The following is a 15,147-nucleotide window of genomic DNA, read 5'->3' on the forward strand; positions in this document are numbered from 1 at the left end:
TTTGCCTCCAAACAAACCAATGTTAAAGTAAACTTAATTCTTGCATGCAACTTCTGAGAAGTACATTTTCAGCGTTTTTCTTCTTCCTATCTTTCACGCTTTCGGCTCAAAAAGCAACCTACATAGCGAATAGTGGTGTGCTGGTACAAGTAGGCCAAAACAAAGTGTTGATTGATGCATTTTTTGAAGATGGAAGAGGAAAGTTTCTAACACCCCAGAGTTCGCAATTGGATGCCATGGTGGCGGGTAGGCCTCCCTACAATAACCTTTCACTTGCTCTCGCTACCCATGCACATCCCGATCACTTTAGTCCCACTCAAATTGGCAAGCTTTTATTCACCAACAAGAAACTAAATTGTCTGGCAACTCCTCAGGTAGTTGACTCTATTGAAGTGGTGATGGACAATTTTGAAAGCATCCATGATAGAACGCTCACCTTCCCGCTTTCACGGTCATGGAAAAGCTATGATCAGGAAGGACTTACCGTCAAGGCCGCCTATGCCAAGCATGCCGGAAAAAGTAACGCTAGAATTCAGGATCTGATTTTCTTGGTAAACTTCAATGGCAAGAAGGTACTTCATCTGGGAGATGCCAATATGGATCCAGATCGTTTTGAGGAGTTAAAACTGGAATATGAAGAAATAGATGTTGCCTTTGTACCCTTCTGGTACATGACCAGCTTCTATGGGGCTGAAGTGATCCGACAGCATATTGGTGCTAAAAAAGTGGTAGCTATTCACATACCTGAAAACTACAGTCAGCAGTCTTTGGATAAAATCAAAAAATTTATGCCTAATGCGGTTATTTTTGACAAGGCGGGTCAATCCATTACCTTTTAATCTTCAGGTTTAGCAACCAAAAGTACCTCGCCATTAGTTAAAACCTGATAGCCTAGATCATAGCAGTAGTAAAACATATCTCCGGCTTGTGTCTCCCGAATATTGGTATGATAATCAAAATCGAATCCTGCTCTGAGTAATTGATCCCGATGCACTTTGGAGCCTTCTCCATTCTTTAATTCCAAAAGAATCCTTCGATTCCTTCGCAGGGAATTGTTTACATTTCTCACAAAATTGGTCGCGTCAGCATTCACCCGGTTATTATAAGAGTTGCGACAAGCATCGGAGCAAAACTTCTTATCCGTGCGGCCAAATAGAGGTCGTTCACATTCTGAACAAAGGCGTTGGTCGGTATTTTCGTTCATATTTTTAAAGTACTGAAATACTGATAGATATCCAATAATAAACGACTACAAACGGTTACAAGTGCTTAAAAACCGGCTAGCGTTTTGAACCCACTTCATATTTGCCAAGTCAATCGACAAATTCATCTGCCATCAGGTGAAACATTATTAAAACTTAACTTTTAAAATTATGACTACTTTAAAAAACAACGTGCAATTAATTGGCAGATTAGGCAACGATCCAGAATTGAGAACTTTCGACAGCGGCAAGAAAATGACTGCCTTCTCAATGGCAACCAATGAAACCTATTACAACAACAAAGGTGAGAAAGTAGAAGATACCCAATGGCACAACATAGTAGCCTGGGGAAAGAAAGCCGAGATAATCGACGGCCATCTAAAAAAAGGAAGCGAAATCGCGATTCAGGGCAAATTGGTCAATCGTAAATATGAAAAAGATGGTGTAACCAAATACATCACAGAAATCAATCTGGCGGAAATGCTTATGCTCGGCAAGAAAGAAGATTAAGCTTATCGAGTCTAATTGAAAGCCGTCTCAATCGCTTGGGTCGGCTTTTTTTGTTCTAAGCCATTGGTAGTTCTATGAAAAATGAACTACCTACTCCCACTTCACTCTCACACCACACTTTTCCTTTCATAGCTTCCACGTACTTTTTTACGATGGGCAAGCCAAGTCCGGTAGACGATTCATTTTCAGTGGGTCGAATAGATATTTTGGCGTATCGTTCAAATAATTTTTTCATCTCAGTCTTAGGAATTCCCTGACCTTGATCTTGAACTTCGAACCTTAACTTGTCCCTATTTTCACTCACCTTCACGTATATCTCAGATTTTTGCTTAGAAAATTTAATCGCGTTGGCGCATAGATTTTCTAACACTTGAAGTAGGTAGTTTTGGTCAGCCATACAGCCCAGGTGCTTTTGAGAGTGAGCATAAAAAGAAATTTGCTTTTGTTCCGCCTCTGGGGTAATATGATGAACCAGCTTGGTGAGAATATCGGATACATTAATTCTCTCAATCTTTAAATTGATCTTTCCTACATTGATCGCCTCTACGTCCAATATTTGATTGATTCTGGTCCTCAACACATCCGTAGATTCATTAGCCAGTTCAACCATTTTTTCTTGTTCTGCCCCATCCGAATCTTTAATGAGAGAAAGTAGTCCTTTAATATTATTTAAAGGGCTTCTTAGATCATGGGCTACCATAGCAATTAGGTCATCCTTTTCTTTGTTCAATCCGGTCAACTGCATCTTTTGATCGGATAAAATAGTGGATAGATCTTTCTGCCTTCGATAGAGATAGAAAAACAAGGCAATTACCAACAGTGAAAGAAAAATTCCTACGGTAAGAAACTGACTAATTTTATGCTCCTTCTCTGCCAAAGACTTTTGGTATGAGTTAATGGTCTCTAGCCCCTTGATGTCTTCTTCTTTTTGCTCTAAGTCATACTCAGTTCGAAGCCTATTGATTTGTTCTTGGGAATCTTTTCCTAATAAACTATCCTTTACCTGTTTGTATTTCTTATAATATATAAGTGCAGATCCAAAATCACCCAGATCTTCGTAATTCTGAGCAAGTAAAGCCGTCAATTCCTCCTGCTTCTCCAAAAAACCATGCTCGACGGCCAAATCATAAGCTCTTAACGCTGATTTGTTTGATATATCGGCCCTACCCATACTTTTTAAAGCCTTGGCCAAAACGATCTGATTACTCACTACCACAGTCCAATACTGTAAATCAATGGCTATTGCTTGTGACGCATCTACATGATACAATACAGAATCAGTTTGATTCATCGTCAGGTATATTTCAGCCAAATTGTGATGAGCAATGGCGATGCCTCTATTCATTTTTACTTTTTTGAAAGTACTGAGGCTATAATACACTTCGGAAAGGGCCTCATCGTATCTACCCAAATCTTTATACAGCACCCCTCTGTTAAGCTTACTAATTGATATACCTAACGTATCATTCATTTTACTGAGCATATCAATACTCTTGTTATAATATTCCAAAGCACCCTCGATGTCTCCAAGCTTCTTATAAATGATCGCGACGTTGTTTATAACTCCAGCAAATACTGAACTATCTTTAGTTGCCTCGTAGACTTTTGAAGCTTCAAGGTACATACGCAAAGCCTTCCCTTGATTCCCATTGTTGTCATGGAGTGCCCCTTGGCGAGATAGCATATCTCCGTATGACCCCGAATCAGAAACCGACAAATACAAACGAGCTGCAGTATCCAGATGACTGAGTGCCCTAAAATATTCATCCTGATTTCCAATATGGTTTCCATATTGATGATGAACCTTAGCGAGAATAATTGGAGTCAATTCAGCAGTCTGAGCTTGGTTTAACGCCAGATTAAAATAAAAGTCACTACTATCCCCTTGTTGCCCTTGCTCGTAGACAATTCCCTTTTCAATCAAGGATTCAATAAGAACATCCGAGTTTTCTTCTTTATTGGCTTGTTGAATTGCAGAATCAAGTAACAGTAAAGCAGAATCTGAGTTGGTAGTCTTAAAGGATGCAAGCAAAAATTGCTCAGCCTTGGATTGATCTTGCCCTTTAGTCTCTACCAGACCGCCCAACATGGCCAGCCAAAAACCAAAGCAAAATATTAACAGTTTCCCCATAACTCCATTATTACCTCTCGGTACAAACGCACAATTTAGTTTAATCTCTAAAGATTTATGTTTAAGAATAAATAATTATTTCATCCAGCAACTTAGACAATTCCTTTGTCAGGTTTTTTCTGGAAAATTGTGAGGTGTGTTTTGTTGGTATGGACGTTTTTCCTTGTTTGAAAAGTTCATATTGTGATATAACCATTTCTTTTATCCTACTTTTTTCATGAGGCTCATACAGTTCTCCGGTTTGTGTATAAATAAGCAAATCATTTACCTGGCTTGGTCTTTTTCCAATAGCCAAAACAGGCTTCCGTACTACAAAATATTCGAATAATTTACCTGGGATAATCAGTTGATCTTTATCCTGAGGATTGAGCAAAAGGAGCAAGAGTGACGAATTCTGATAATACCTAAAAACCTCCTGATGTGAGATATACTCGAGCTGATTGAGCGTCCCGGCCAGTGACTCTGATTTTCTTATTCTTTCCAAAATCGACTCACTTATCATTCCCGCTAAAACCAGCTCCAAGTCTTGTTGGAAAGCAGGAATGTCCACACACAATTCTTCTAGAATATCCCATAATACTGAAGGATTTCTCAATTCGTTGAGCAAACCCAAATGAGTGATTCTGAACTTATCTTGTTCGGAACTTGTGTCAAGCTTTGGTAAATCATCTTCATCAAATCCATTGGTAATTACGTCGGCCTTATTCAAAGCACATTTTTCACCAAGTGATTTCAAAATACCATCACTGGCTGCTAACACATGATCAGCGTCCATAAGTACCTTCTTCTCCAATTTCCGGTGGAGAGCTAAGGACCATCCTTTTACTCCCAATTTCTCCAACAAGTCCCAGTCCGACCACGGGTCTCGAAAATCAGCCACCCACTTAACCTCACATTTTTTTTTTAACTCCAGGCCTATCAAATGCATACTATGTGGTGGACCGGTAGTAATCACAACATCAATCTTATGCTGTTCGATATAAGGAGCTAAAAATTTGACGGAAGGATTTACCCAAAATCTGCGTGGATCAGGAATAAACAAATTAGCCCTTATCCAAACACTCAATCGATCCAAAAAAGACATTTTGGTTTTTTCTATGACTATGCCTTGTTTGAGTTTTTCCTTTTTCTTGAAAAGCTTCTTATAGATGCCAAAAGGTTCCCAGATCGGAAACCGAAGCACTTCAAGGACCGAACTCACATCTTTTGAAAGAGACGGGTCTTTTAGATCGAACTCTGGATTCTCAGGAGTAAATACAATAGGCTCCCATCCAAACTGAGGTAGGTATTTGACAAACTTGAGCCAGCGTTGTACCCCTCCACCTCCACTAGGTGGCCAATAATAAGTGATTATCAGTACTTTCTTCTGGGGCATATCTCATCAAACTATGAATCGCTAAATAAACCAAAATTGATTGGTATCTATTCAAAATGTGAAATTTTAAATGATTTGATACATTGAGTAAACGAAATCACAGATTTGAAGCAAATTATTGATGAAATTTTAGTTTTTTATGACTTACTTTGAATGCCCAAAACATCACAACACCCAAAAACGGTATAAAGGTTAAGTATAAAATTTTAGTAAATACCTTATGAAAAAAATCGCATTATTTACCTCAGGGGGCGATGCACCGGGCATGAATGCCTGCATTAGATCTGTAGTGAGAAGTGCCATTTATCTGGATCTCGAAGTATACGGGATTAAATATGGCTATGACGGGATGATCCGCGGCGAAATACAGAAAATGGAGTCGTACTCCGTGAGTAACATTGTACAAACGGGCGGGACAATCTTAAAATCCGCAAGAAGCGAAGACTTCAGAACCAAAGAAGGAAGAGAAAAAGCTTATAAGAATCTCAAAAAGCACGGAATTGAGGGACTAATCGCCATTGGTGGTGATGGTACATTCACAGGTGCTAATTTGTTCTACGATGAATTTGGCATTCCGGTAGTGGGAGCTCCAGGCACCATTGACAATGACCTGTATGGTTCAGATTACACCATTGGTTTTGATACAGCTGTAAACACAGCCTTGGATGCCATTGATAAAATTAGAGATACAGCCGCTTCTCATGATCGAGTATTCTTCATCGAAGTGATGGGACGTCACAGTGGCTACATTGCTATTCAGTCTGGCATTGGTGGTGGAGCTGAAATGGTCATGGTACCTGAAACCTCCACGACTATCGACGACGTGATCAAAAAACTTAAGGATGGCAGGGACAATAAAAAAACTTCCTCTATTGTAGTAGTTGCTGAAGGAGATGAACAGGGAAGTGCCTTGCAAATCGCCGAAAGAGTGAAAGCAGAAACACCTAAAATGGATATTAGAGTGACGAGTTTAGGTCATATCCAAAGAGGCGGTGGACCTACAGCTTTCGACAGAATTCTTGCCTCGCGACTAGGTTTAGCTGCGGTAGAAGGACTAATGAATGGAGAGAAAAACGTGATGGTAGGTGTAATTGACAACAAGATCACTTATACCAATCTAAAGTTGGCCATTTCTAAGTCAAAACCACTCAATGAAGAGTTGATTAGATTGACCAAAATATTGAGTATCTAATACACTACTGATAAACACACAGTAAAAAGATTCAAAGGGGCTTCTGGGCAGAAGCCCCTTTTTTTATCCCCCTATCACATAGGAGGCAGATATTTGTATCATAGAATTTTTTAAGGACGTAACACTTCCGGAAGTCGTACCTGGCTCCTCTATCATTTCCGTAAAGCCTTTCGACCACCTCAAAGAACCATTCACTTTATATTCTGGAATGGTCACTCCAATGCCAATCACAGCTGATACATCCAAACCCTTAATCTGATCTTTTACGTCGATTCCTGTTCCACCTGAAAATGAAACTTCCGCCTGTATAGGAATACCAAACTGCGGGCCGGCTAGCACATGAAAGTATTCTAGAAAATTATATCTACCGAGCAAAGGAATCTGAATCAAACTCAATTTAAATTCATTTTCCTGAGTAGCATTCACTTTAAACTTTCCCCCTTGCTGAGAAAAATAGACCTCGGGCTGAATGGCAAACAATTCGAAGTCAATGGTGGAATAAAGCCCGATATGAAATCCAAAGTTCCCTTCTCCTACATCTGATAATTCATTTCCTCCGGTATTGAGCGCATTGATTTTTGGACCATTGAAATTGATACCTCCCATAATACCATATTCAGAGGTGACGTTAACTTGAGATCTTGATCGTGAACTTGGCCGTTTTCTAGATTGTGCTTCGATAATATCACTTACAAACATCAAGGCAGCTAAGAATAATAATTTCTTCATGGTTTTTGGTTTTTGAATAGCAACTCTAATGACCACTAAGATTCGTAAAACCCCAATGAAAAGCAAAAAACTATTTCCCAAAGCCACTTCATTAAATTTAGATTATCAATGAAGCCCTATTTATTACCCCTGGTTTATTCTTTGGCAACCTCACTGTCTGCTTGTTAATAAATCCTTGACTCTCCTTATTAAAATTGAGCATCTGCCCTTTCTAGATTTGTTTCTTGAAATAATTAAGCTATGAATCTGTATTTAAAATTTGTACTTCTAGGGCTATCTCTAGTACTCTTCACATCTGCAACCATATTTCTATTTGTAGAAAATTCCGTCGAAAAAAATCTCAGCGAAAGCATCCTCGCCGAACACTCACAAAAAGCAGAAATCAGTATCAACAACATTGATAGATTCATTTACGAACGACTAAACGATGTAAAAAATTTCGCCAAACTTCCAGCCTTCAGAGAAGAAAGCCCGGACTTAGACGAAGTCAACAGAACACTGAGTGAAATTTCGCATGCCAATGAGCTCTACTATAGTTTCTCTTTCTTCGATATGAACCGCTTCCGACTGGCAGATAGCAAGGGACTCTCTGTGGGTAAACAACACGGGCTTCGACTCTACTGGACACACATCAATGACAACACCGAGGCCATCATGGATATATCCAAATCTGAATCAGTAGGACGAGTCGTACTTCACTTTGCCTCTGTGGTAAGAAACAGCGCCAACCAGCCCATTGGTGTATTTGTCGGACGGGTGCTGATTGAGAATCTATACGCTGTAATAAGCAATCAGTCGCAAGGTGTCGAAAGCAATAAGCAAGTGAAAATGGATTTGTTGGATGAAAATCTAAACATTCTCTATTCCAATCATGAACCCGAAAAAGTATTGATTGCCAAGTATCCTGATATTATCCCTGAAGACATTTTAGAACAGAAGAAAAAAGAAGGTCGCTTTTCTACAAAAAACAATCTTTATTTCTTTCACAGACAAGAAGGGTATCTCAGTTTTCCAGGGAAAGACTGGTTATTCATTATCAACACCTCCAAGGAACATGCCTTTGCTTCTTTGTCGGAAATGCGTACCACAATTTTAATTGTAGGTATAGTTATCCTTCTCCTGTCGTCAGGACTCACGATCTATTTGGCCAGGGTCATTTCCAAACCGCTTAAAAAATTGAGATCGGCCGCAGTGGAAATTTCAAAGGGTAATTACGATGTGCAAATTGAAGGTGACAATAAAGATGAAATCGGTTATCTCATTCGGCAATTCAATGTGACTTCTCAGAAATTGAAAACCAAAGAAAACAATGAGAAGAAAATCACCAAACAGCTATTGGAAAAAAACCAGGAGATTCAAAAGCATCAAAGCAAAATCATCACCCAAGCCAATGCCATCAATCGTGCCTACAAAGAGATCAAGACACAGCATACCATGGTACACTCAAGTCTTAGCTATGCCGAAAAAATTCAAAATGCCATATTGCCTGACGAGAAGCTACTTTCGGATTTCTTTCAGGACTATTTTGTCTACTACAAACCTAAAGACATTGTAAGCGGTGACTTCTATTGGTTTAAGCATGTAAAAAATAATACTGGAAATCATCTGATTATCGCCTGTGCAGATTGCTCCGGACATGGCGTGCCGGGAGCCTTTTTATCGATGCTTGGCATCAACGCACTCAACAACGCCATCCAGTACACTACAGATTACAACCCTTCTGCATTATTAACTAAAGTCAACAACGATATTATTAGTACACTAAGTCAGGACTTTTCTGACAATGAAGCCGTTCAGGAAGGTATGGAAATGGCTATTTGCACGATAGACCTTACTTATAATATTATGAAATACGCAGGAGCTGGCATTCCTTTATTGCTTTATAAGGACAACGAATGGTCATTAACCAAAGGCAATAAATTATTACTTGGTAGAAATTTTAGCAACGACAGTCTCAGCGAACAGGAAATTGCTCAGCATTCTTTCAATTTGTCTAGCAACGACACTTTTTACCTTTATTCGGACGGATTCAAAGATCAAATTGGAGGAAAAGAGCACAAGAAATATCTACCTAAAAGATTCAGAATGTATCTCGGGATGATCGTGCAAAAGGCTATGATGATTCAAAAAAACCTCTTGGACAAAGAGCTTCAAGATTGGAAACAAGACACCCCTCAGACAGACGATATGCTGGTCATGGGCTTTAGAATAAAGTAAGCCATGGAGAAATTTCTTTCTACTCCTTCGCACACAACTCCCTATATCTATTTCAACCCCGAAGGGGAAATTCTGGAAATGAGGGGCAATTCAACTTTGGTCAACGCCAGAGAGGTCTTTGGTGAATTGTATCAAGTATTGGTCAATTTCAAAAAAAGCATCTATCCCAAACTAAATGTCAACATCCAGCTGGAATACTTCAACACCTCAACCTATAAGTGCCTGCTTGAAACGATGATTCACCTCAAAGAGATGAAATTGACTGGTAAAAACATCATCGTCAACTGGTATTACAATATTGAAGACGAAGATGCACTGGAACAGGGCGAGGACATTGCGCAACTCTCCGGAATGCAGGTCAATTTGGTTGGAATATGATGTTCTTCTAATCTTGGGCGATTACCTGCTCCTTTACCAATTCTTTAAACAAACGTTTGGCAAATTGTGGCGCAAACGACTCTAACTCGCCGTAGTCAAATATTTCAGAACGCCCTGACCATACCAAGGTTCCCCCTTTGAGTTCATAAAAATTGGTCTCGATAAAATATTTGGAATAGGCTGAATAGTATCCAGGACGATACACCAAGTCATATGTCCTGTAATAATAGTTTCGGAACCGATCATAATAAACCAGTGGTTTGTAAGAAACCTGCGCTTCTCTATATCGCTCCGCTCGAATATCAATTAACGAAACAGTAATTATTCCGTCAAACCCTTTCTCTCTTAGCCTGGCTTTAACCCGTTCAATATCTTCAAAAGGTTTTCCAAGTTCTGGTGGAAACATAGACATACCATTAGCTGCTTTAAGGTTACTTTTACCGGCAGCTAATACGACATCTGATTCAATATCACTTCTTAAAGTAACGTCATTGACTAATCCCATGATCAGTACTTTCTCAAACTTACGATCGTAATCTTGCGAAGAGCTCCAGGTACGCTTGCCTTCGGGGGTACAACTAAACAACAACAAAGCAGACGCAATTACTGGCAAGAATCTATTCATGGATAAAAATTAAACTTTGGGTTCAGAGCACAAGCTAGGGAATTAACAGAAAAGCACCATCTCTACTCAGCCTCTATTTCCTCTTATTCTTGATCCATAACTTTATTACCACATCAACCTATCATTCTCAATTCAAAAAGTGTATTTTAGACTTATGCAATACATTGAAAACAATGAGATTTCTGAAATAGCCCAAAAGGCATTAGAGAAACGAATCATCCTTCGAAGCAAGATCAAAGATTTTTTCTTTATCGTCACGGGGGTTTGTATGGCGAGCGTCGGACTCAAAGGCTTTCTGTTGCCCAATAACTTTCTGGATGGGGGTGCCATGGGTGTGGCGCTGCTTTTTGATTTAGTGACTCCTCTGGACTTATCCCTGCTCATTTTGTTGGTGAATGCCCCATTTATAGCCATGGGATACAAACAAATTTCTCCTCAATTTGCAATAAAGAGTACCCTCGCCATTATTGCCTTATCTACTTTGGTGCATATCATTGAAATACCAGCTTTTACCGCCGACAAATTGTTGATATCTGTATTTGGTGGATTCTTTTTAGGTAGTGGAATTGGGCTTTCAATCCGAGGCGGCGCGGTGATCGATGGAACGGAAGTACTGGCCGTGTCTGTCAGTCGAAAGTCCAGCCTAACCGTCGGCGATGCTATTGCCTTATTCAATGTTTTGCTTTTCATCGTGGCCATTTTGCTAGTAAGCCTTGAAACGGCCATGTATTCTATGCTTACCTATCTCGCAGCATCAAAAACAGTTGATTTTCTCATCAATGGAATCGAGGAGTATATAGGTGTCATGATTGTATCAGATGAAGCTCAGCAGATCAAAGAGACTATAGCTAATGACCTTGGACGTGGCGTGACCGCTTTTAAGGCAGATGGTGGTTATGGCAAAAAAGGTGAAAACTTACCAGACAGAAAAATCCTTTTCTGTGCCATTACCAGAATGGAGATTTCTAAAATATTGCTGGAAGTAGAGAAGATAGACCCTTCTGCTTTTGTTATTCAATACCCTATCAAAGACACTAAGGGAGGTATGATCAAAAAAAGGCCATTGCACTAAGTACAATGGCCTTTTAAATGCTTTTATGACTACGTTTTAGTTCTTACCTATCAAAGCAAAAGTTACGGAAGCCTGAATCATGGAATTTTTCCAATCGAATCCATCCACGTCAGAAACATTTCCTAAAGATTTCACCCATCTCAACTGGGCGCCTAACCCCATTGGCAAATCCAATCCAGCACCTAGAGCGATCGAAGTATCCATGCCTTTTAAACTATCTTTAAAATCATCTCCATCTTCATCCTTTGCTTTCAAATTGATTCCAAACTGAGGGCCTGCATTTAAATACAACACTTTTAATATGCCCAGTCTCAATAGCACAGGCACTTGCAGATAGCTCAAATCATAATCTCCTGCATCGGAGCTTAAGTTTTGAACAGAAAAGTAAGCCTCTGGTTGAATACCAATTGGTCCAGCTTTCACCACGGCATAAGCGCCAAAGTGATAGCCAGTTTTATTATCTACATCAACGCCAGTGACGTCAGCAGTTGCAAAATTTAATCCGCCTTTTAATCCAACGGTCAATTGAGCCTGAGAAGCATTGGCCATAAATAATGCTCCAACAACGAGTAGTAATGTAATTTTTTTCATAAGTCTTTTATTAGATGTTTTTGATAAGACCGCTAATATAATGCCTTCCCCCAAAAGAAACTCGATTTTCCTTTGGCTGACTAGGCAGAAAATTAAAGATTTGCAAAACACCTGTATGACTAATCATATTTCACAAAAGCTTGAGGAAAGAGACCGAGCTGGCAGTACAAGAAAGTTACTAGCCACCAATGGATTAGTGGATTTTGTATCCAACGACTACCTGGGACTAAGCAGGTCAAAAACACTTTTTGAAAGAATCAAAAGTTACGATTACAGTAAAGAAGTAAATATCAACGGCTCTACCGGATCACGACTATTAGCCGGCAATTCAGCTACCGCACAAAACTTAGAAAATAAGTTAGCTCACCTGTTCAAAACCGAAGCCGCCTTGCTTTTCAACTCAGGCTACGTAGCCAATCTGGCACTCATATCTTGTGTTCCCCAGCGTGGAGACACTATTCTTTATGACAGTCTTTCTCATGTGTGTCTCAAGGAGGGAGCCTTTCTCAGTAAAGCCAACAGATTCCCCTTTCGTCACAATGATTGTGAAGACCTGGAAGCAAAGCTCAAGCAGGCCACTGGCAATGTATATATCATCATTGAATCTGTGTATTCCATGGATGGCGACCTGGCTCCTTTTGGTGATATCATCGAATTAGCGGAGAAATACGAAGCAAAAATCATCGTAGACGAGGCGCATAGTACAGGCCTTTATGGCGAAGCTGGTTCGGGAAAATTGTGCGCTTTAGGATTGGAGGAGAATCTATTTGCCAGAGTGCACACTTTTGGCAAAGCGATGGGTGTTCATGGTGCGGTCGTTTGTGGATCAAAGGAGCTGATCAATTACCTCATCAATTTTGCAAGGCCTTTTATTTATACCACGGCGTTACCCTTGCACAGCTTGTTTTCTATAGACGCCGCTTTTGGTCATCTTTCGGAAAACATCGAATTACAGAAAATCAGTAAAGAGAAGATTTTCTATTTCAACTCTCTCTTCAATCAGAAAATTGGGAAGAATGAAAATATGCTCAGAATGGAAAGCAATACACCCATTCAACCTATTGTGGTACCGGGCAATGCCAGAGTAAAATCCATTGCCGAATCTTTACAAAAAAGTGGATTTGACGTACGTCCTATCCTATCCCCTACGGTGAAAGAAGGATCTGAAAGGCTGCGCATCTCCATTCATACACACAATACGGAAGAAGAAATTGCCGAATTAATCAACGAATTAGCTAAGCACGCATGAAAAAATATTTTGTAACCGGAATAGATACTGACGCAGGCAAAAGCATTGCCAGCGCCATTTTAGTAGAAAAACTAAAGGCGGACTACTGGAAACCAATTCAAGCAGGATTTCCTACTGACTCAGATACTGTCCGAAGTCTGGTAAGTGCTGACCAGATCATTCACCCTGAAGGCATCATCTTACAAGCGCCTATGTCTCCTCATGCGGCAGCCAAATTGGAAGATATTGACCTACGAGCCGAACAATTATCGGTTCCTAAAACTGAAAATACTTTGATCATCGAAGGCGCGGGGGGATTGCTTGTACCAATCAATGACGACGAATTTGTCATTAACCTAGCCAAACAATTTGATGCTGAAGTTATTTTGGTATCGAGAAACTACCTCGGTAGTATCAATCACACGATGCTCTCTATTGCCTACCTCAAGCAAAATGGTTTTAGCGTAGCAGGTATCATTTTCAATGACACACCGAACCCAGAAACCGAACGTTTCATCCTTCAACATTCACAATTGCCGTGCTTAGGTCGGATCGATCCGTTGGAAGAAATCAATTCATCAACCATTCAATCACAATTAAAAAACATCAACCTATGACCAACGCTGAAATCAAACAAGCCGACAAGGATTTGATCTGGCATCCATTTGCTCCGTTGATTAGCCCTTTTGAATACATTCCGATCAAATCCGCAAAGAAAGCACGTCTCTTTACGCACGGTGGCAAAACGATCATTGATACGGTGTCTTCATGGTGGGTTAATATCCACGGCCATTCTAATGAGCACATTGCCAATGCTATTCATAAACAAGCGCTGGAGCTCGAACATGTAATCTTCGCAGGCTTCACCCATGAGCCCGCAGTGAAATTGGCTAAAAACCTAATGACCATCTTACCAGATAACTTCTCAAAGGTCTTCTTTTCAGACAATGGAAGTACATCTATCGAAGTAGGACTGAAAATGGCCTTTCAATACTGGTGCAACCTAGGACAAGAAAATAGAACAAAAGTAATTGCACTAGACGGCGCTTATCACGGTGATACATTCGGTGCTATGTCTGTGAGTGCTAGAGGTGGCTTTACCAAACCTTTCTTTCCTTTTTTGTTTGACATCGAATCGCTTGACTTCCCGACCGAAGAAAACTTCGAACAAGTATTGGCTCACTTTGATGAATTAACCAGCGACGAAAAATGTGCTGCCTTCATTTTTGAACCTTTAGTTCAAGGAGCCGGTGGCATGCGAATGTATTCACCAGAAATGCTTCAAAAACTAGTAGCCCTCGCTCAATCCAAAGGCATTATATGTATTGCCGACGAAGTCATGACCGGCTGGGGACGTACAGGCACCAATTTTGCCACTGACCAGATCGAAGCGAATCCGGACATCATGTGCATTTCCAAAGGCATTACCGGTGGTTCTTTGCCGCTTGGTATCACAGCCTGCAACAAAAAAATAGTTGATGCATTCCAGAGTGAGGATTTGGAGAAAGCGCTACTCCATGGTCATTCTTATACTGGCAATCCCATGATTTGTGCGGCAGCCAATGCCAGCTTTGAGTTATTTCAAGCGCAGGAATGCAAGGACAACATCCAGCGCATTCACAACAAGCACCAAGCTTTTATAGAACAGCTCAAAACCTTCGACAATATCGAAAACATTCGATTGACAGGAACCATTGTAGCGTTCGATTTGAAGGGATTTGGAGAGACTGGGTATGATAGCGAAGCCCGTAAGAAGATCTACCCGTACTTCCTCGAAAGAGGCGTATTGATTCGTCCGCTGGGCAATGTGATCTATCTTCTCCCTCCTTATGTCATTACCGATGAGGAATTGGAGTTGGTGTATGAAACTTTACTAGGATTTTTGAGGGAAGGCTAA

15 protein-coding genes are annotated in these 15,147 nt (G+C 40.2%); 9 read left to right on the forward strand and 6 right to left on the reverse strand.

Annotated features, from left to right (window positions below; genetic code table 11):
* Positions 1-44 precede the first annotated feature (44 nt).
* A complete protein-coding gene (locus tag R8N23_RS16525) occupies positions 45-839 on the forward strand; it encodes an MBL fold metallo-hydrolase (protein WP_318172721.1) in 795 nt (264 codons plus the stop codon).
* On the opposite strand, the gene R8N23_RS16530 is transcribed toward R8N23_RS16525, so the two are convergent.
* Positions 836-1,204: a hypothetical protein gene (locus tag R8N23_RS16530; RefSeq protein ID WP_318172722.1), complete on the reverse strand. Its 369-nt coding sequence runs from the start codon at positions 1,202-1,204 to the stop codon at positions 836-838. The genes R8N23_RS16525 and R8N23_RS16530 overlap by 4 nt on opposite strands.
* A 169-nt stretch (positions 1,205-1,373) precedes the next feature.
* Between R8N23_RS16530 and R8N23_RS16535 the strand changes: the two genes are divergently transcribed.
* Positions 1,374-1,712 (forward strand): single-stranded DNA-binding protein, encoded by a 339-nt coding sequence (locus tag R8N23_RS16535; RefSeq protein ID WP_318172723.1) that lies wholly within the window; start codon positions 1,374-1,376, stop codon positions 1,710-1,712.
* Between the two features lie 55 nt (positions 1,713-1,767).
* Here the strand turns inward: R8N23_RS16535 and R8N23_RS16540 are convergent, their stop codons facing one another.
* Both R8N23_RS16540 and R8N23_RS16545 read right to left on the reverse strand, forming a co-directional pair.
* Positions 1,768-3,843 (reverse strand): ATP-binding protein, encoded by a 2,076-nt coding sequence (locus R8N23_RS16540; protein WP_318172724.1) that lies wholly within the window; start codon positions 3,841-3,843, stop codon positions 1,768-1,770.
* Positions 3,844-3,904: 61 nt separating this feature from the next.
* Positions 3,905-5,218 carry a glycosyltransferase gene (locus R8N23_RS16545; RefSeq protein ID WP_318172725.1) on the reverse strand — a complete coding sequence of 438 codons (1,314 nt, stop codon included), beginning with the start codon at positions 5,216-5,218 and terminating at the stop codon, positions 3,905-3,907.
* 220 nt (positions 5,219-5,438) lie between these two features.
* On the opposite strand from R8N23_RS16545, the gene pfkA reads away from it, so the two are divergent.
* Positions 5,439-6,410 carry a 6-phosphofructokinase gene (pfkA, locus tag R8N23_RS16550; RefSeq protein WP_318172726.1) on the forward strand — a complete coding sequence of 324 codons (972 nt, stop codon included), beginning with the start codon at positions 5,439-5,441 and terminating at the stop codon, positions 6,408-6,410.
* 63 nt (positions 6,411-6,473) lie between these two features.
* Here the strand turns inward: pfkA and R8N23_RS16555 are convergent, their stop codons facing one another.
* Positions 6,474-7,139, reverse strand: a complete 666-nt coding sequence (locus R8N23_RS16555) for a porin family protein (protein WP_318172727.1) — start codon at positions 7,137-7,139, stop codon at positions 6,474-6,476.
* 240 nt (positions 7,140-7,379) lie between these two features.
* Here R8N23_RS16555 and R8N23_RS16560 point away from each other — a divergent pair, with 240 nt between their 5' ends.
* Both R8N23_RS16560 and R8N23_RS16565 read left to right on the forward strand, forming a co-directional pair.
* On the forward strand, positions 7,380-9,356 hold the full coding sequence (locus R8N23_RS16560) for a SpoIIE family protein phosphatase (RefSeq protein ID WP_318172728.1): 1,977 nt from the start codon (positions 7,380-7,382) through the stop codon (positions 9,354-9,356).
* Between the two features lie 3 nt (positions 9,357-9,359).
* The gene (locus R8N23_RS16565) at positions 9,360-9,734 is read left to right on the forward strand and encodes a DUF1987 domain-containing protein (RefSeq protein ID WP_318172729.1); all 375 of its coding nucleotides are present in this window, start codon (positions 9,360-9,362) and stop codon (positions 9,732-9,734) included.
* Positions 9,735-9,741: 7 nt separating this feature from the next.
* On the opposite strand, the gene R8N23_RS16570 is transcribed toward R8N23_RS16565, so the two are convergent.
* On the reverse strand, positions 9,742-10,359 hold the full coding sequence (locus R8N23_RS16570) for a hypothetical protein (protein ID WP_318172730.1): 618 nt from the start codon (positions 10,357-10,359) through the stop codon (positions 9,742-9,744).
* 154 nt (positions 10,360-10,513) lie between these two features.
* Here R8N23_RS16570 and R8N23_RS16575 point away from each other — a divergent pair, with 154 nt between their 5' ends.
* On the forward strand, positions 10,514-11,431 hold the full coding sequence (locus tag R8N23_RS16575; protein WP_318172731.1) for a YitT family protein: 918 nt from the start codon (positions 10,514-10,516) through the stop codon (positions 11,429-11,431).
* 36 nt (positions 11,432-11,467) lie between these two features.
* Here the strand turns inward: R8N23_RS16575 and R8N23_RS16580 are convergent, their stop codons facing one another.
* Entirely contained in the window at positions 11,468-12,022 is a 555-nt protein-coding gene (locus R8N23_RS16580) for a porin family protein (RefSeq protein WP_318172732.1), read from the reverse strand.
* Positions 12,023-12,137: 115 nt separating this feature from the next.
* On the opposite strand from R8N23_RS16580, the gene R8N23_RS16585 reads away from it, so the two are divergent.
* The 3 genes from R8N23_RS16585 to R8N23_RS16595 are packed head-to-tail and all read left to right on the forward strand — an operon-like array spanning position 12,138 to position 15,147.
* A complete protein-coding gene (locus tag R8N23_RS16585; RefSeq protein ID WP_318172733.1) occupies positions 12,138-13,271 on the forward strand; it encodes an 8-amino-7-oxononanoate synthase in 1,134 nt (377 codons plus the stop codon).
* The gene (bioD, locus tag R8N23_RS16590; RefSeq protein WP_318172734.1) at positions 13,268-13,867 is read left to right on the forward strand and encodes a dethiobiotin synthase; all 600 of its coding nucleotides are present in this window, start codon (positions 13,268-13,270) and stop codon (positions 13,865-13,867) included. Before R8N23_RS16585 ends, bioD begins: the two co-directional genes overlap by 4 nt.
* Entirely contained in the window at positions 13,864-15,147 is a 1,284-nt protein-coding gene (locus tag R8N23_RS16595) for an adenosylmethionine--8-amino-7-oxononanoate transaminase (protein WP_318172735.1), read from the forward strand. The genes bioD and R8N23_RS16595 overlap by 4 nt, the downstream gene beginning before the upstream one ends.

The organism is Reichenbachiella sp., from assembly GCF_033344935.1.
GTDB lineage: Bacteria > Bacteroidota > Bacteroidia > Cytophagales > Cyclobacteriaceae > Reichenbachiella.